This window comes from Acidovorax sp. GW835-FHT14G06 (assembly GCF_058793595.1).
On the sequence record NZ_JBXAGA010000001.1, the window covers coordinates 507,069 to 525,119 of the forward strand.

The following is an 18,051-nucleotide window of genomic DNA, read 5'->3' on the forward strand; positions in this document are numbered from 1 at the left end:
ACTGGGCACCAAACACATAAAAAGCCGTTGCATCCGCAACGGCTTTTTTGTTTTCCGGCCGCCAAAGAAAAAACGAGACCGACAGCGATCTCGTTTTTCGTTGTATCTGCTGAGCTGCGGGTACACGCACCGCAGTGCGCACACCCCAGCCCCTCTATTACTTACGCAGCAGCGTCTTAAGCACGTTCTGCAAACGGCGTGCATTGGCCGTATCGCTGGTGCTTGCCAGCACGCGCGCCACATCCTGACCCCAAGTCTGGGCCGGCGCAGGGTCATTGCGTCGTGTGAGCAGCTGCAACTGCAACATGCGCCGCGCAGCGATGTGCTCCGCGGGCGTTGGAGCGTCAGCCGCCATCTCCAGGCGCAGCAGCGCTTCCGACGCATCTCCCGTGGGCCCGGCAGACAGCGCTTGTGTCCAGGCGCTGCGCACCGACGCCGTCACGCCCGAACCCAGATCTTGCGTGCCGGGCACCATCGCTGCATCGCGCTTATCCCATGCCGTCAACAACTGGGTCAGGGCTTCGCCATGGGCCTGTGCTGCCAGCTTCTTCAGAGCAAGCTGCGCGTGCTCCATCGCCTCGCGCTGTGCGCGGAACGCTGTGTCACCCAGACGGGGGCCACGGTCCTCGAACGCCGGGCGATCACCAAAACGGCCACCTCGATCAGCACGATCGCCCATGCGGCCATCAGTGCGTGGGCCACGGGCACCGTCTCGGTCACCAGGGCGCCCATCACGGCGGTCACCAGGGCGCGCACCACGGCCGGTGGCTACCGGAGCGTCTTTTTTCATGCCAGGGCGATCATCCCCACGCACAGCCACAACAGGTCGTGCAGCAGGCTTGGGGGTCGCGGGTACGGGTGCAGGCGCTGCGGCAGTAGCATCACCACCTTCCACAGCCTCCACAGAGGCATCCGCTCCGACTTCGGTAGCAAGGGGAGCAGCGGGAGCAGCATTCACCTGGACTTCGGCGTGCGACTGTGCATCCTTGTTGGCCGTGGCGACAGCTTCGGCCGCCTGGGCCTGTCCGCGCAATGCGGCTTCCAGCGCCTGCATGGCAGCGCGGATCTGCTGCGCATCACCAGTGGCGTTGGCTGCTTCCAGCGCCTTGGAGGCCTCCAGAACCACGCGGTCCCGCGCACTCAGCTCGGTGACAGCGCGATCACGATCCACCGACTTGCGATTGAACGCTTCATCAATGGGCTTGCGGAAAGCGTCCCACAGCTTTTGCTCGTGCTTGCGATCCAGCGGCACCGTCTGCGCCTCGGCTTGCCAGCGCTGCTGCAGTGCCTTGACGGCATCGATACGCAGCGACGGAGCTGCGCCAAGGGCTGTGGCCTCGTCGATCATCGCGTGGCGACGCGCCAGGCTTTCCTTCTGCGCGGACTCCAGTGGTGCAGCAGCCAGGGCAATGGCCTGCTTCCACAACGGCTGCAGTTCGGCAAAGATTTTTTCACCCACATGGCCGCCTTCGCGCCAGCGGTCACCAAACTGGTACAGCGCACGATTGATGGCCTTCCAGTCGCCCGACGCAGCATGCTCTTGCGCCCAGGCCTTGACCTCTTCGATCAGCGCCAGACGTTGCGCCTTGTGCTCGGCCGCTTCGGAGCGGATCTTCTCCAGCCATGCTTCCACGACCTTGTGCGCTGCGTTGCAGGCTTCGTCAAACTTCTTCCAGAGAGCGTGGTTGGGGGCACCGCCCTGGTCTGCCTGCTTCCACTGGTCTCGCAGATTGCGCAGAGTCTCCTGCATTTTGCGGCCACCCAGAGCCTGCCCCTCTGGGCGGTTGAGCAGGGCTTCGGCCTTGGCCACCAGGTCCTCACGCACCTGGTCTGCGCTCCAGCGCTGCCAGCCTTCCAGTTCACCGGCAGCCACCAGCGCCGAGTGCACCTGCTGCTCCAGGGCGTTGTCAATGTGTTTGCCATGCACCTTGAGCACAGCACGCAATGCAGCTGCCGCGCCAGCGCTGGCCTTGCCATGGCCTTCGGCAGTTTCTTTTTCGAGCGTCGCCAACGCATCACGCACCAGTTGGTGGGCTTTTTCAATCACCTCTGGCGCCACCTTGGGTTTGACGACACGCGCTGGTTTGCTGGCTGCAGCAGAAGCGGCCGCAGCGGCGGCAGCCTCAGTGGGCAGGCCACGTGCGGCGCGCAGTTCGTCCGCCCACACGGGCACGGGTGGCAGGGGCGAAGAGGCATCTTCTGCCGCAGCGGCAGCCTGGGCTACTGCGGGCTGAAAAGCCTCCCACACCACCAGCAACTGGGTACGCGATGCATCCAGCAGGGGGGGGAAGCGTGCTTCGACACTCGCCCAGCTCGCATCACCCGTCAGCTCCTGGGCCTGCTCCTGCCAGCGTGCGACATCGGCGCGCAGCAGCTCCAGCGCAGCATGTGCATCACGCCAAGGTTTGGTGGAAAGCACTTCGATGCGCTGCGCCAGCAGCACAGCGGCCTCGCGCTGCACCTGCACACGGTGCTGCAGGTCTTCGATGACCTTCACACGGTCCGCCAGCTGCACCTTGAGCAGCGACAGCGGCTCGCGCGAAAGAGGCGCGCCGGCCTTGGCGGCATCACGTTGCCAAGCCAGGGCATCTGCAATATTGAGCTTGGGGGCGGCCAGCAGGGCCTGGGCCTTGTCCGCCCACTCAGCCGCAATGGCCTCCTGCCCCTTGGCACGGCGGATTTCGTCCAGACGTTCGCGCACGGCGCGGGCTGCGCCCTTGTCACGTCCGCTCAGCTCCTTGAACACCTCCTGCAGCTGCTCGGGGGCTGGCTGCGTCGCCAGCCAGTCGCGGATACGGGAGGCGCGCTCACCCGACGTGGCGGCAGAGAAAGCGCCGCCGGTCAGCGCATCGAGCGGGTGCGGCTCGTGGGTTTTGGCCGGGGCCGGATTCACTTCAGGTGCGTCGGACATTTTGCTGCGGGAAAAAAATGGAAACATGGATCCAATGAATAACGAAGGCGTCCCAGGCGCAGGGCCTGGGGCCGTGCCCGAGCGACCGCACCATGCGCACGCGAGGGCAACAAAGGGGCTATTTTCACCGGATTGGGCCAGCAGGCCGTAGCGGGGTGCATCATCAACACCAGCAAGGTGATCTGGCACAAGGCTCTGCGAGACAAGCCGCCCCGCTGATGGACCTCTGCGAGGACGCCGCGCGACACTCCGGGCGAAGGGTCGCCGCTCTAGGGAACAGCCCCCATTATCTATATATAAGACAGCGCCGCCCACACACATGGCGAAGCACCAATAAGAAAGCCCAACGAGCAGTGCCTGAAGGGCCTGCCCGCCGGGCTTGACGGCTGACACAACGGTCTTTGCCATCGATCGCGATGCGGAGAGAAAGGTCCGCATGGCGAGGAGGCAAGGTATTGCCTCCAGGGGTTGCCATGGAAGCGGCATCTGCTGCACCTCGGCACTGAATGCCCTCGGAGGGAGACTTCGCTTCGTCTGGCGATGCCTGAAATCTACAGGCGCCTCCACCTTATCAAACTCGCTTCGCCAACTCAAATCGGATTCTCAATGGCGGCGAAACGCCCGATTGAATTTGACATGGAGATGTCAGCCACCACCTGCCAGCCCACAGCGCTAAACGGCCCCTCACCCCACAAAAACTGTGATTTTTTACATAGTTTTCATAATTTTTATGTCTAAAAAAGAATTTTGTTAGTATTGACTATGCATTTAGTGAGCTTCTAGAATCCGCCAGCCCCAAAAACAGGGCTAGTACAAACCCCAATCGCTGCCGAACCCGGCTAAGTCAACCCAGGGCGCCAAGCACTCCACAGACGTGCAGCCCGGACTTGATGGCGTACCAATCCAGGCGACCTGCCAGAAAAGCACAGTCCACCGTGACTGCCTCGCTCCACTGGCCCGCCTCAGAAAGGAAGAGCTATGACAGCGTCAGGAAAAATAGTCTCCGGCGTGCGAACCTTCGCGGCCGACGTGACCGAAGGTTTTCTTGAAATCACCCACAACAGCTTCGCCCTTATTGGCTTGGCCGTTGCCTTTGTCGTCATTGCCCTCACTGCACGGCCCGATCTGCGCCAGGCCGGCGAAGAGCAACTGATGAACTGGCTGCAAGCCCGCCAGGTTGAAATGCTGGGCATGCCCATCGAGCCGGAGGCAAGCGAGCGCGCCACGGCCGTCAACCCCAAAGATCTGCCCAAGGAACAGGCAGCTGTGGCCTTCTGGCTCAGCAAGAAGTACCGCGTGGCACCTGAGCCTCTGAGCGCACTGGTGGCAGAGGCTTACGAGATTGGCACCCGCGCCAAGATCGACCCTACCCTGATCCTGGCCATCATGGCCATCGAGTCGAGCTTCAATCCGTTTGCCGAAAGCGCCGTGGGCGCACAGGGACTCATGCAGGTGATGACCCGCGTGCACACCGACAAGTACCAGAGCTTTGGCGGCCACTTTGCCGCCTTTGACCCGGTGAGCAACCTGCGGGTGGGTGTGAAGGTGCTGCAGGAATGCATCGCCCGCGCTGGCTCGCTCGAAGGCGGTCTGCGCTTTTATGTGGGCGCTGGCAACATGGCCGACGATGGAGGCTACGCAGCCAAGGTGATGGCGGAGCATCTCCGCTTGCGCCAGGTGGCCGGTGGCCGCGCAATTCCTTTCAATCCTCCGCCATCTTTGTCTACCCAGGCTCCGGTACAGAGCATTCCTGCGGCAGCACCCCGCACCACGCCCCCGGCAGCAGCCAGCGACAAGGTGGCACTGCTGACACCTGACTTGTAAACCAGTAGGTTACCCGGCGCGCCCTGGGAACGACCTTTGCACCAAGTGGTTTGGAGGTTTGTATGGTGTGCCAATGGCGCAGTGTCGGCTACACTAGAGGTGCACGCGACTGGCGATAGGCGCTGCATCCAGCCGATGGATGTTGCCGCTGACGTGGAAACCAGCAAGAACCCACTTCTTGTGAACCACTGGGAAGCGTGCCGCAGGGGTCCAGCCCCATGCGTTCAGCCGTTCGCCTGGGCAGCCCTTGTTTCAAGGGACACAAGTTCATAGGACTGCCAATCATGTACGACCGCAAAATTCTTGTCGAACAAACCGACCCCGAGCTGTTTGCTGCCATCCAGGCCGAGAACGCGCGCCAAGAGCACCACATCGAGCTGATCGCCAGCGAGAACTACGCCTCCCCCGCCGTGATGTGGGCCCAGGGCACCCAGCTGACCAACAAATACGCCGAAGGCTATCCAGGCAAGCGCTACTACGGTGGCTGCGAGCATGTGGACGTAGCCGAACAACTGGCCATTGACCGCGTCAAGCAGCTGTTCGGCGCAGAAGCCGCCAACGTGCAGCCCCACTGCGGTGCGTCGGCTAACGAGGCCGTGTTCCTGGCCTTCTTGAAGCCCGGCGACACCATCATGGGCATGAGCCTGGCCGAAGGCGGCCACCTGACTCACGGCATGCCCCTGAACATGTCCGGCAAGTGGTTCAACGTGGTTTCCTATGGTCTGGATGCGAACGAAGCCATCGACTATGAAGCGATGGAAAAGAAGGCCCACGAGACCAAGCCCAAGCTCATCATCGCCGGTGCCTCGGCTTACAGCCTGCACATCGACTTTGCACGTTTTGCCAAGGTGGCCAAGGACGTGGGCGCGATCTTCATGGTGGACATGGCCCACTACGCTGGCCTGATCGCCGCTGGCGTGTACCCCAACCCCGTGCCCCACGCTGACGTGGTCACATCGACCACGCACAAGAGCCTGCGCGGCCCCCGTGGCGGCATCATCCTGATGAAGGCCCAGCACGAAAAGGCCATCAACAGCGCCATCTTCCCCGGCCTGCAAGGTGGCCCGCTGATGCACGTGATCGCCGCCAAGGCAGTGGCTTTCAAGGAAGCGCTGCAGCCAGAGTTCAAGACTTACCAGGAACAAGTCGCCAAGAACGCCAAGGTAGTGGCCGAGACGCTGACCGCACGCGGCCTGCGCATCGTGAGCGGCGGCACGCAAAGCCACGTCATGCTGGTGGACCTGCGCGCCAAGGGCATTACCGGCAAGGAAGCCGAGGCCGTGCTCGGTGCCGCCCACATGACCATCAACAAGAACGCGATCCCCAACGACCCTGAAAAGCCGATGGTGACCAGCGGCGTGCGCATTGGCACCCCCGCCATGACCACGCGTGGCTTCAAGGAAGAAGAAGCCCGCATCACGGCGAATCTGATTGCCGACGTGCTGGACAACCCGCGCGACGAGGCCAACATCGCTGCCGTGCGCGCCAAGGTCAATGCGTTGACCGCTCGCTTCCCTGTCTACGGCTAAATCCCCAGCCAAGAGCCATGAAGTGCCCCTTCTGCAGCCACCTCGAAACGCAAGTCGTTGAAACGCGGGTGTCTGAGGATGGGGTCTTCATCCGCCGCCGCCGCCAGTGCGGTGCGTGTGACAAGCGCTTCACCACGTACGAGCGGCCGGAGGTAAGCTTTCCGGCCATCGTCAAGAAGGACGGGCGCCGCATTGAATACGACCGGGGCAAGCTGCTGGCTTCGTTCAATCTGGCATTGCGCAAGCGCCCTGTCAGCACCGACCAGATCGACAGCGCCATCGAGCGCATCGAAGAAAAACTGCTCAACCTGGGGCAGCGCGAAGTAATCTCCAGCCGCATTGGCGAGCTGGTCATGCGCGAGCTCAAGAAGCTCGACAAGGTGGCCTATATCCGCTTTGCCAGTGTGTACCGCAGCTTTGAAGACATCGACGACTTCCGCGCCATGGTGGATGAGGTGCGCAAGTAGCAGTGTGCTCCCCGGAGTGGCCGTCGCGCTGATGCCCTCTGCGTGTCCTCCTACCCCCCTGCTACCTTGTCTGCGCGATGCAGCGCGAGGGGCCACTGGCACGGATTGCACGTTGCAACGTTCGGCTATGGCCCCTGCGCATGTCGCGCATGCTACTTCGCAGAAGCTATTAATTTGATAGCTACTGCAGCATGATGGACTAGCGCTTCAGGCGGTTTTTACGTCAAAACTACCGCACAGCACTCAGGCAAGGTCCGCGCAAGTGCCCGACAATGCGCGCGGTGAAAACTCGCCATTTCCTGCAGCTGGTGCTGCTGTCTGCCCTGTGGGGCGCTTCCTTTCTGTTCATCCGCGTTGCCAGTCCGGTTCTGGGCCCCAATGTCATGGCCGCGCTGCGGATTGGCCTGGCCACTCTCACACTGATCGGCATCATGCGGTGGGCGGGCGAGCCCTGGCCCTGGCGCCACTGGCGTGAGCTGCTGGGGCTTGGCACGCTGACGGTGGCAGTACCCTTTCTGCTGTACGCCTGGGCGGCCCTGCACCTGCCTGCGGGCTACAGCTCGCTACTCAACACCATGGCCGTGCCGTTTGGCGTGATTGCCGCCGCCTGGATGAAGGAGGACACGCTGAGCACGCGCAAATGGGCGGGCTGCCTTTGCGGCTTTGCAGGGGTCGCGCTGATCGTGCAGCTGGGGCCTGTGGCGCCCACCTCATCGGTGCTGCTCGCGGCGGGCGCGTGCGTGGCAGCCGCGGCCTGTTATGGCCTGTCTCTCACCTGGATGAAACGGGCGACAAAGCGCATGTCGCCGCTGTCGATTGCCGCAGGCATCCACGCTGCAGCCCTGTTGCTGCTGCTACCGGGGGCGGCATGGACCTTGCCCGCCGCGCGTTTTACTCCAGAGGCACTGGCCGCCGTGGCCGTGATGGGCATCGTGACCTCAGGGCTGGCGTACTGGCTTAACCTGCGGGTCCTCAAACATGTCTCGCCCGTGGCCGCCATGAGTTCCGCCTTCATGATCCCGCTGTTTGGTGTGGCCTGGGGGCATGTGTTTCTGGGCGAGGCCCTGGGGCCGGGCATGCTCTGGGGTGGCACCTTGGTGCTGGTGGCGACCGGGCTGGTCACAGGTTTCAACCCCCTGCGATGGCTGGGTGCTTTGCGCCGCACCGAAGGCTGACCCACTGCCCCACTGACTGACCGAGCGACCCAGCGCCGGAGACGGGCTTCAGCGCGCGACGGTCGCGACGCGGGTGATACGGTTGGTGGTTGGCGGCATCACTGGGCTTTGCAGGCGGAAATAGGACTCCAGCGCGTCCAGATCCAGCTCCCCCACGCGCCGGTCCTGGCCTTGCGTCAACACTGTGAAGTTGTCGCCGCCGCTGTCCAGAAAGCTGCTCATCACCACACGCACCGACTGCGTGTCTGTCACTGGCGCGCCATTCAGCACCATGTGGCTGATGCGCGCCCCGGCAGGCTGGCTCAGGTCGTAGCGGTAACTGAACCCACTGGATACCGACAGCACCCGGGGTCTCTGCACAGTGTTGCCGGCGCTGGCGAACTGCTGCTCCAGCACCGCGCGGATCTGCGCTCCCGTGAAGGTCTTCACCACCAGCTGGTTGCCAAATGGCTGCACCGCATACAGCTGGCCATAACGCACCAGGCCTTGCCCATCAGGCACCAGGTCGGCGCGCAGGCCGCCCGGGTTCATGAAGGACAGCTGCGCACCACCGTCCGCAGGCGCTCGCGTGGCCAGCAACTGGGCGTCCGCTACCAGGTTGCCCAGCACGCTCTCCAGCGCCGCATTGGGTTGGCGGCGCATGGCCCCCTGGGCCTGGCCCACCGGCCGCTGGGCCAGTGGAATGGCGGCAGCGCGGTAGGTGTCGATGATCTTTTGCACGCCGGCATCCGCAGGGAACGTCGGCACGGCAGTGGTCAGCGGCACCAGCCCCTGGGCGCCGATGAAGGCCTCGCCCTGCACCACCACATTGCGCGCCGTCTTGCTCACCAGGCGGCGGGTCTGCGTATCCACGCGCAGCTGGATGTCGGTGAGCAGCGTGCCGTACTGGCCCGCACTTGTCAGCAAGAAGGGCTTGGCCGGGTTCACGCGGCTGTAATCGCACACATAGGCCTGGTGCGTGTGGCCGGAGACCACCACATCCACGGCCGGGTCCAGGCGCTCCAGGATGGGCACAATGTCGCCCGACAGGCCTGCGCAGCTGGTCTCCTGCACGCCCGCCGTGGTGCCGCCACCTTCATGGATGGCCACCACGATCACATCGGCGCCTTGGGCCTTGAGTTGCGGAATCAGCGCGTTGGCCGTGGCGGCCTCATCCTCAAAACGCAGCCCGGCTACGCCCGACGGGCTGACCATGGTGGGGGTGGCCTGCAACGTGAGGCCGATAAACCCCATGGTGACGGTGACACCGCCTTCGGTAAACCGCTTGAGCCCCATGGCTGGCAGCAGGGTGCGGCCGTCCTCGCGCACCGTGTTGGCCGCGAGCAGGCCAAACTTGGCCCCCTCAAAAGGCTTGCTGATGCGGCAGGGCTCGCGCGAGGTGAACTTCTCGCAGCCCCCGTGCTGCAAGCGCAGCAGTTCGCGCCAGCCCCGGTCAAATTCGTGGTTGCCCACCGCATTGAAGTCGATCTGCATGCGGTTGACGGCCTCGATGGTGGGCTCGTCCAAAAACAGCGACGACACCAGCGGCGACGCCCCCACCATGTCGCCTGCCGACACCACCGCGTGATGACGGGACTGTGCCTTGAGGGCCGCCATGGCGCTGGCAAAGTACGCCATGCCCCCGGCAGGCGCCAGCACCGGGCCGGTGGGCCCCTGCACGCGGTGCGCCATGTGGGGCGGCTCCAGATTGCCGTGCAGGTCGTTGAAGCCGATGAGGGTGATGTCGATGGTGGGTGGCGTGGCCTCAGCCACCGGCGCGGGAGCCCCCGGGCTGGTGCAACCGGTCAGCCACAGTGCCACGCTGACCAGCGCCACGCCGCAGCTACCCCGCAGGGCCCAGCGAATGCGCGCCGTGTGACCGTCAGCCTTCAACAAGCCGTTGCTCATAGGAAAGAGACCGCCCGAAGGACGGCGCAAAAAGGAGAGGTTTACAGAAACGATGCCTGGATCGGCGGCACGGGTGGCACCACGTCGCCGCACTGGGCACGGTGGCGCAGTGCGTGCTCCATCACCACCAGCGCCAGCAGCGCCTCGGCAATTGGCGCAGCACGAATGCCCACGCACGGGTCGTGGCGGCCCTTGGTGATCACCTCTGTGCTCTTGCCATGGATGTCGATGGACTCGCGCGGGCTGATGATGGAGCTGGTGGGCTTGATGGCAATGCTGACCTCCAGGTCCTGCCCCGTGCTGATGCCGCCCAGCACGCCACCCGCATTGTTGGTGCGAAAGCCCTGGGGCGTCATCGAATCACCATGCATCGTGCCCCGGTGGGCCACGCTGGCAAAACCGGCGCCAATCTCCACGCCCTTCACGGCGTTCAGGCCCATCATGGCGTGGGCAATGTCTGCGTCCAGCTTGTCGTACAGCGGCTCGCCCAGGCCCACAGGCACGCCCGTGGCCTGCACGCGGATGCGGGCGCCACACGAATCCCCCGCTTTGCGCAGGGCGTCCATGTAGTCCTCGTACTGCTGCACGTCGGCCACAGGGGCAAAGAAGGGGTTGCTCTGCACGTGGTCCCAGCTCTCGAACGGGATGGCCAGCTCGCCCAGCTGCGTCATGCATGCACGGAACTGCGTGCCGTATTGCTGAGCCAGCCACTTCTTGGCCACCGCGCCTGCGGCCACCGTGGGCGCCGTCAGGCGGGCCGACGACCGGCCACCGCCGCGCGGGTCGCGGATGCCGTACTTGTGCCAGTACGTGTAGTCAGCATGGCCGGGGCGAAAGCTCTCCGCGATGTTGCTGTAGTCCTTGCTGCGCTGGTCGGTGTTGCGGATCAAAAGCGCAATGGGTGTGCCGGTGGTCTTGCCTTCGTACACGCCGGAGAGGATTTCCACCGCATCGGGCTCGTTACGCTGCGTGACGTGGCGGCTGGTGCCCGGGCGGCGCCGGTCCAGGTCGGCCTGAATGTCTGTTTCGGTGAGCGACATGCCGGGCGGGCAACCGTCGATCACGCAGCCAATGGCCGGGCCGTGGGATTCACCAAAGTTGGTGACTGCGAATAAGGTACCGATGGTGTTGCCGCTCATGGCGGGGATTATCCCAGAGCCCCAGGGAGCCATCGCGCAACACCACCGGTCTACCGGGGCGCACCACTGCGCACCCGAGAAATCTACCATTGCAATGTCGCATGCGCGGGGCCCGATGGGGGCCGTGGCCCCCAGGCACGGGCAGGACATATCTCGCTTGGCAGGGCTCTGGGCGCTTGTTAGCATGTAACCATCGATTTCTGGGATCTACATGCCCGCCCTCGCGCCACCCTCTCCGGGTCCAACATCGCCGTCCCGCACCCTTCTGACTGCCGCACTGGCAGATGCACCGCTTCGCCGCGCACTGGATGCCAGCGACAACGCCGTCGTCCTGACCAACAGCGCCAAACGGGTGGTCTACATCAACGAAGGGTTCACACGGCTGTTTGGCTACCAGCCCGCCGAGGTGCTGGGCAGGCACCTGAGCGAGGTCTTGCTGGGCCCCCACTCCGATCCGGACCTCCTCGAAAGCATCCGGGGCAATGTGCTGACCAAAGGCAGTTTTCGTACGGACACCCTGCTTTACAGCAAGGCGGGGCAACCGCGCTGGGTGTCGCTGGTGATCAATGCGTCCGACGAAAGCTCGGGCGGACCGGGAGGCAGCATCTCGATCTTGACCGACATCACGCTCACCAAGATGCACGAGGTGCTGCAGACGCGTGTGCTCGAAGGCATGGTCAACGAGTTGCCCCTGCCCGAACTGATGGCACTGGTCTGCCGCGAGGTCGAACGCATTGCGCCCGAGGTCACCGCTACCATCCTGGCGGTGGACGCACAGGGCCGGCTGCACCCGCTGGCAGCGCCCAGCCTGCCAGCCATCATCAGCCGCGCGCTGGACGGACTGGCCATTGGCCCCACGGCAGGGTCGTGCGGCACCGCGGCTTTCCGCAACGCGCCCGTGGTGGTCACCGATATAGCCACAGACCCGCTCTGGGACGACTACCGTGACCTGTTTGCACCGAGCGGCCTGCGCGCCTGCTGGTCCAGCCCCATCCGTGACCACCGGGGTCAGCCGATCGGCACCTTCGCGTTCTATTTCCGCGAGCCGCGCGCACCCGACGCGCTGCATCAGCGCCTGGTCGATGTGTGCCTGCACCTGTGCGCATTGGCCATCGAACGCGACAGCACGCACCAGCGCATCCACCAGCTGGCGTTTTTTGACGTGTTGACCGGGCTGCCCAACCGCGCACTCTTTCGGAACAGCGCCGAACGCACACTGACCGACCTGCGGCAGAGTGGCCACACAGGCGCCCTGCTGTATCTGGACCTGGACCGGTTCAAGCAGGTCAATGACACCCAGGGGCACGCTGCGGGTGATCTGCTACTGAGCGAAGTGGCCCAGCGACTGACCCAGGGCTTGCGCGCCCGCGACCTGATTGCCCGCCTGTCGGGTGACGAATTTGTGCTGCTGTTGTCCGAGTGCACCACCGAACAGGCCGTGCAAAGCGCCCACCGTGTGCTGCACGACATTGCCCAGCCGCTGGATATTTTTGGGCAGACCCACGTGCCCCACGCGAGCATCGGCATTGCGATGTTTCCAAACGATGGTGACACCATCGACACCCTGCTGCGCCATGCCGACCAGGCCATGCACCAGGCCAAGAGCGACCATCGCCACAGCCTGCAGCTGTTCAGCGCCGAGATGAACCGCCGCGCCCAGGAGCGCGCCTCGCTGGAGCGTGCGCTGCAGCAGGCACTGTCCGACCGCAGCCTCACGCTGCACTACCAGCCGCAGGTGCTCAGCGGCTCCCCCGGCATATTGCACGGTGTGGAGGCTCTGGCGCGCTGGAACCACCCGCAGTGGGGCATGGTGCCACCGTCGCAGTTCATCCCTGTGGCCGAGGACGCCGGCCTGATCCATGACTTGACCTTGTGGTTGCTGGACGAAGCCTGCCGCCAGCTGGCGGCCTGGCGCGCTGCGGGCCACGATGTACCCTGCGTGGCCGTCAACCTGTCGGGCCGCAGCTTCCACCGGCCCGAATTTGCGCAGGAGATCGGCGATGCGCTGCAGCGCCATGGCCTGCGCACCAGCGATGTGCTGCTGGAGATCACCGAGAGCGTGATGATGGATGCGCGGCCAGTCACGCTGCAGAACATCGAAGCACTGCACCACAAGGGCTTCAAGCTGTCTCTGGACGACTTTGGCACCGGCTACTCCAGCCTGAGCTATCTGCACCGACTGCCCATCAGTGAGCTCAAGCTCGACATGGCTTTTGTGCAGGACCTCACCACCAGCGCCACGGCGCGCGCCCTCACTGTGTCGGTGCTGAGCATTGCGCACAGCCTGGGCATGGTTGTGGTGGCCGAGGGGGTGGAGACCACCGGCCAGCAGCAGTGGCTGCAGGCCCACGGCTGCCCGGTCATGCAGGGCTACCTGTTCGGCAAGCCGCTACCACCCGATGAGATCGAGGCCTGGCTGTGCGCCCAGGCGCCTCGCCCCTATCGCTGACTTGGCTAGAGACACATCTGTGCCGTCACGCCGGGGCGCGGGCCTCGCGCCCTGCCCACAACCTCAGGTACGGGGTTCTTCTTCCGGCCAGTCCCGGATGTAGGCCTTGAGCATCTTGTTCTCGAAGTTCTGGCTGTCCACCACGGCCTTGGCCACATCATAGAAGCTGATAACGCCCATCAGCATGCGGCGGTCCATCACGGGCATGTAGCGTGCGTGGCGGTCCAGCATCATGCGGCGCACTTCGTCCATATCAGTTTCGAGCGTGCAGGTCAGGGGCGCATCGTCCATGGCCGTGCGCACCAGCATCGTGCCCACGCTGCCGCCGTTCTTGACCAGCGCCTGGATCACTTCGCGGAAGGTGAGCATGCCCACCAGGTCGCCATGCTCCATCACCACCAGCGAGCCAATGTCGCGCTCTGCCATCAGGCTCACGGCACCCGCCAGCGGCTCGTCCGGCGATGCGGTGTAGAGGGTGTTGCCTTTGACGCGAAGGATGTCGCTGACTTTCATGGTGCGGAGTCTCCGGGGGATCGGGAAGAATCGGAAAGGGTATGTGTGGGCCCGCACACACCAGCACATCCGCTGGGGTTGCCCAGGTGCTGCAGGCTGTTTGTCGGCAAATATAGCCCACAATGCCCGCCTGCATTGACAACATGGGAGACACACAGATGCCCGGTTACTCCGACCCCGGCTTTGACACGCTCGCGCTGCACGCAGGCGCCAGCCCCGACCCCGCCACCGGCGCGCGCGCCGTGCCCATCCACCTGACCACCTCGTTCGTCTTCGAGTCGAGCGACCATGCCGCGTCCCTCTTCAATCTGGAGCGCGGCGGCCATGTGTACAGCCGCATCAGCAACCCCACCAATGCGGTGCTGGAGCAGCGCGTGGCCGCCCTGGAAGGGGGCGTGGGCGCGATCGCCACCGCCAGCGGCCAGGCTGCATTGCACCTGGCGATTGCCACGCTGATGGGCGCGGGCAGCCACATCGTGGCCAGCACGGCGTTGTATGGCGGATCGCAGAACCTGCTGCACTACACGCTATCACGCTTCGGCATCGAGACCACCTTTGTGAAGCCCGGCGACATCGACGGCTGGCGCGCTGCGGTGCGCCCCAACACCAAGCTGATCTTTGGCGAGACCGTGGGCAACCCCGGCCTGGATGTGCTGGACATCCCCACCGTATCCTCCATCGCGCACGAGGCCGGCGTGCCGCTGCTGGTGGACTCCACCCTCACCTCGCCCTGGCTCATCAAGCCCTTCGAGCATGGCGCCGACCTGGTCTACCACTCGGCCACCAAATTCCTCTCGGGCCACGGCACGGTGGTGGGGGGCATCGTGGTGGACGGAGGCAGCTTTGACTGGGACGGTCCCAAATCGGCCGGCAAATTTGCCGAACTCACGCAGCCGTACGACGGCTTTCACAACATGGTGTTCACCGAAGAGAGCACCGTGGGCGCCTTTCTGCTGCGCGCGCGGCGCGAGGGCCTGCGCGACTTTGGCGCCTGCATGAGCCCGCACACGGCCTGGCTCATCCTGCAAGGCATTGAAACCCTGCCGCTGCGCATGGCGCAGCACATGCGCAACACCGAGAAGGTGGTCGAATTTTTGGCCGCGCAGCCGTTTGTGTCGCGCGTGGGCCACCCGTTGCTGGAGTCTCACCCCAGCCATGCCTTGGCGCAAAAGCTGCTGCCACGCGGTGCGGGCTCGGTGTTCAGCTTTGACCTCAAGGGCAACCGCGAGCAGGGCAAGAAGTTCATCGAAACCCTCAAGGTCTTCAGCCACCTGGCCAACGTGGGCGACTGCCGCAGCCTGGTGATCCACCCGGCCAGCACCACGCATTTCCGCATGAGCGACGAAGCGCTGGCGGGCGCAGGCATCAGCCAGGGCACGATCCGCCTGTCCATCGGCCTCGAAGATGCCGACGACCTCATTGACGACCTGAAACGCGCGCTCAAAGCCGCAGAAAAGGCGGGGGCCTGACCATGCACATCCAAGTCAACGGCGCCGCCATCTACTGCTACACCGGCGGCAAGGCATTTGATGCCGCTAAGCCCACGGTGGTGTTCATCCACGGTGTCCTCAACGACCACAGCGTGTGGGCCCTGCAAAGCCGCTACATGGCCAACCACGGCTGGAACGTTCTGGCCATCGACCTGCCCGGCCACTGCCGCAGTGGCGGCGATGCCCCCGCCACGGTGGAGCAAGGCGCGGACTTCATCGGCGCGCTGCTGGATGCCGCGGGCGTGCAGCGCGCGGCGCTGGTGGGCCACAGCTGGGGTTCGCTGATTGCCATGGAAGCCGCTGCGCGGCTCAAGGACCGCATCAGCCACCTGGTGCTGGTGGGCACGGCGTTCCCGATGAAGGTCTCGCCCGCACTCATCGAGGCCTCGCAGACCGACCCGGAGAAGGCGATGCGCATGGTCAATGTGTTTTCCCGCAGCACCCTGTCTGCGCCCCCGTCGGCCCTGGGCCCGGGCACCTGGGTGTTTGGTGCAGGCATGGCGCTGGGGCGCAAGGTGCTGCGCAGCAACACGGCAGTCAACGTGTTCCACCGGGGATTTGTGGCCTGTGACAGCTATGCCGGTGGCGAAGCGGCCATGGCGCAACTGACCTGCCCCGTGCTGTTTGCGCTGGGCAGCCAGGACCAGATGACGGCGCCCAAGGCCGCACAGGGACTCGTCAAGGCCGCCCAGGCGGCGGGCAAGCAGGTACAGATCGCCCACCTGCCCGTGGGGCACAACCAGATGACCGAGGCGCCGGAAGAAACACTGGCCGCTATCCGGGACTTCCTGGCACGGTGACCCCCACCAACCCCGGCGCGCCGAAAAGGCCGCCGGGGTTTTTGGTTGTAGACCCATTGGCGACAGCACACCCGCAATGCCCCGCTGGTGCGCACTGGGGCTGCGGCGTATAACGCGTGCAGAGCCCCAACGCCGCCCGGAGACAACGCCATGACCACCCAGACTGCCACCCCGCAACCAGCGCCCAGCACGGACCCTCGGGCCTTCACGCGCTTCGCGGACTTCTACCCGTTCTACCTGAGCGAGCACAGCAACCGCACCTGCCGCCGCCTGCATTTTGTGGGCTCAACACTCACCCTGGTCTGCCTGGCCATGCTGGTGGCCACAGGCAAGCCGCAATACCTGCTGTACGGCCTGCTCTGCGGCTACGGCTTTGCCTGGGTGGGGCACTTTGGTTTCGAGAAGAACAAGCCTGCCAGCTTCAAGCGCCCGCTGTACAGCTTCATGGGCGACTGGGTGATGTACAAGGACATCTGGACGGGCAAAGTGCCCTTGTGAACTGATTGAAAGCTCTACAGGCAGCGGGCGCTAGTGCAGCATGCCTGACTAGCTATAATTTATATAGCATTCAAGACATCTCCCACAAGCAGCAGGTCAACTCAGGTCAACGCGCCTGCAGCACATCAGCCATGTACAAGCTTTCCAGCCTGGCGTTGACCCACAGCGGCCCCAGGCTGTCCACCCGCTGCAGCAGCAGGCGCTGCACCAGGGGCGCAAGCAAGGTGCTCTCCGGGTCGGCCAGCAGCACGTAGCGGGACTCGGGCACGTCGGCCGCGCTCACGGCGGCATCGTTCACCTGCACTACCCAGTCCAGCGCGGTCAGGGCCTCAAGCACAGGCTGCAGTTGCAGCCCATCCACCCGCAGCAACTGGGCCAACTGGCTGGGGCGCAGGCCCTTGATGGGCTGCTGGCGCGCACGGTACAGCGCCTGCAGCACCTCCACCGCCAGCTGAAACGTCCAGCCCGCCACCGTGCCGCGCCGCGCCACCCCCGCCAGCAGGCTGGGCAGGTAGGCGGTCACCACTGCCCCCAGCAGCACAATGACCCAGGCCACATAGATCCACACCAGCAAGATGGGCAGCGTGGCAAACGCGCCGTACACCACCGAATAGGTGGGCACCTTGCCCAGGTACACCGCCAGCGCCTTCTTGGCCAGCTCAATGCACACCGCCACAAAAAAGCCGCCCGTCCAGGCATGGCCCCACTTCACCGGGGTGTTGGGTACATAGTGGTACAGCGAGGCCATGCCCCCCGCCAGCACCACAAACTGGATCGAATCAAACAGCAACTGCACGCCATCGGGCAGGCGCTTGACCAGCCCGCCCGAGGCCGACATCACATACGAGGTGAGCGCCAGGCTCGCCCCCATGAGCAGCGGGCCCAGCGTGATGGCCGCCCAGTAGATCAGCACCCGCTGTCCCAGCGGCCGCAGGCGCTGCACGCGCCAGATGTCGTTGAGCGTGCGGTCGATGGTGAGGATCAGTGCCAGCGCCGTGGCCAGCAGGATGCTGAACCCCGCCACGCCCAGGCTGCTGGCCTTGGCCGCAAACTGGGTGAGGTAGCCCAGCACCTGGCGCGAGATGCTGTCAGGTACCAGGCTGCTGACCAGCCAGCCCTGCAGCGCATCCTGCAGCTTGCCGAAGATGGGGAATGCGGTGAACACCGCCAGCGCCACGGTAAAAAACGGCACCAGCGCCAGGATGGTGGTGAAGGTGAGGCTGCTGGCCGTGAGGCCCAGGTGGTCCTCGCGGAAGCGCTCACGCAGCGTCTGGGCCGTGGTCTTCCATGGGAAGTGCGACAGCTCGGTCATCAGCGCCTCCACGCGCAGTGCGGCTGTCTGTAAGGTCAAGGGCATGGCCGATATGAT

13 protein-coding genes and 1 riboswitch are annotated in these 18,051 nt (G+C 64.7%); of the genes, 8 read left to right on the forward strand and 5 right to left on the reverse strand.

Annotation, left to right across the window (positions count from 1 at the left end):
* Nucleotides 1-157: 157 nt before the first annotated feature.
* A complete protein-coding gene (locus AC1Q64_RS02235) occupies nt 158-2,938 on the reverse strand; it encodes a DUF349 domain-containing protein (RefSeq protein ID WP_492250287.1) in 2,781 nt (926 codons plus the stop codon).
* Nucleotides 2,939-3,889: 951 nt separating this feature from the next.
* Between AC1Q64_RS02235 and AC1Q64_RS02240 the strand changes: the two genes are divergently transcribed.
* The 4 genes from AC1Q64_RS02240 to AC1Q64_RS02255 all read left to right on the forward strand — a co-directional run bounded on the left by AC1Q64_RS02240 (nt 3,890) and on the right by AC1Q64_RS02255 (nt 7,906).
* Complete coding sequence (locus AC1Q64_RS02240) at nt 3,890-4,735, forward strand: lytic transglycosylase domain-containing protein (protein ID WP_291433197.1); 846 nt, start codon at nt 3,890-3,892, stop codon at nt 4,733-4,735.
* Between the two features lie 95 nt (nt 4,736-4,830).
* A riboswitch (ZMP/ZTP riboswitch) is annotated at nt 4,831-4,984 on the forward strand.
* Between the two features lie 35 nt (nt 4,985-5,019).
* On the forward strand, nt 5,020-6,264 hold the full coding sequence (gene glyA / locus AC1Q64_RS02245; protein WP_492250288.1) for a serine hydroxymethyltransferase: 1,245 nt from the start codon (nt 5,020-5,022) through the stop codon (nt 6,262-6,264).
* A 17-nt stretch (nt 6,265-6,281) separates the two neighbouring features.
* Complete coding sequence (gene nrdR / locus AC1Q64_RS02250; protein WP_291433201.1) at nt 6,282-6,731, forward strand: transcriptional regulator NrdR; 450 nt, start codon at nt 6,282-6,284, stop codon at nt 6,729-6,731.
* Between the two features lie 272 nt (nt 6,732-7,003).
* Entirely contained in the window at nt 7,004-7,906 is a 903-nt protein-coding gene (locus AC1Q64_RS02255; RefSeq protein WP_291433203.1) for a DMT family transporter, read from the forward strand.
* Between the two features lie 48 nt (nt 7,907-7,954).
* Here AC1Q64_RS02255 and AC1Q64_RS02260 read toward each other — a convergent pair whose 3' ends face one another.
* Entirely contained in the window at nt 7,955-9,793 is a 1,839-nt protein-coding gene (locus AC1Q64_RS02260) for a bifunctional metallophosphatase/5'-nucleotidase (protein ID WP_492250289.1), read from the reverse strand.
* 41 nt (nt 9,794-9,834) lie between these two features.
* Complete coding sequence (aroC, locus tag AC1Q64_RS02265) at nt 9,835-10,932, reverse strand: chorismate synthase (RefSeq protein WP_291433207.1); 1,098 nt, start codon at nt 10,930-10,932, stop codon at nt 9,835-9,837.
* Between the two features lie 211 nt (nt 10,933-11,143).
* Here aroC and AC1Q64_RS02270 point away from each other — a divergent pair, with 211 nt between their 5' ends.
* Nucleotides 11,144-13,381, forward strand: a complete 2,238-nt coding sequence (locus AC1Q64_RS02270; RefSeq protein ID WP_492250290.1) for a sensor domain-containing protein — start codon at nt 11,144-11,146, stop codon at nt 13,379-13,381.
* A gap of 63 nt (nt 13,382-13,444) precedes the next feature.
* On the opposite strand, the gene AC1Q64_RS02275 is transcribed toward AC1Q64_RS02270, so the two are convergent.
* The gene (locus AC1Q64_RS02275) at nt 13,445-13,894 is read right to left on the reverse strand and encodes a CBS domain-containing protein (RefSeq protein WP_015013536.1); all 450 of its coding nucleotides are present in this window, start codon (nt 13,892-13,894) and stop codon (nt 13,445-13,447) included.
* A 158-nt stretch (nt 13,895-14,052) separates the two neighbouring features.
* On the opposite strand from AC1Q64_RS02275, the gene AC1Q64_RS02280 reads away from it, so the two are divergent.
* From AC1Q64_RS02280 to AC1Q64_RS02290, 3 genes are all read left to right on the forward strand, one after another.
* A complete protein-coding gene (locus AC1Q64_RS02280) occupies nt 14,053-15,363 on the forward strand; it encodes an O-acetylhomoserine aminocarboxypropyltransferase (RefSeq protein ID WP_492250291.1) in 1,311 nt (436 codons plus the stop codon).
* Nucleotides 15,364-15,365: 2 nt separating this feature from the next.
* Nucleotides 15,366-16,184 carry an alpha/beta fold hydrolase gene (locus AC1Q64_RS02285; protein WP_008906693.1) on the forward strand — a complete coding sequence of 273 codons (819 nt, stop codon included), beginning with the start codon at nt 15,366-15,368 and terminating at the stop codon, nt 16,182-16,184.
* 150 nt (nt 16,185-16,334) lie between these two features.
* Nucleotides 16,335-16,682, forward strand: coding sequence for an Mpo1-like protein (locus tag AC1Q64_RS02290; protein ID WP_492250292.1), 348 nt, complete (start codon nt 16,335-16,337; stop codon nt 16,680-16,682).
* A gap of 106 nt (nt 16,683-16,788) precedes the next feature.
* Here the strand turns inward: AC1Q64_RS02290 and AC1Q64_RS02295 are convergent, their stop codons facing one another.
* A complete protein-coding gene (locus AC1Q64_RS02295) occupies nt 16,789-18,039 on the reverse strand; it encodes a YihY family inner membrane protein (protein WP_492250293.1) in 1,251 nt (416 codons plus the stop codon).
* Nucleotides 18,040-18,051 lie beyond the last annotated feature (12 nt).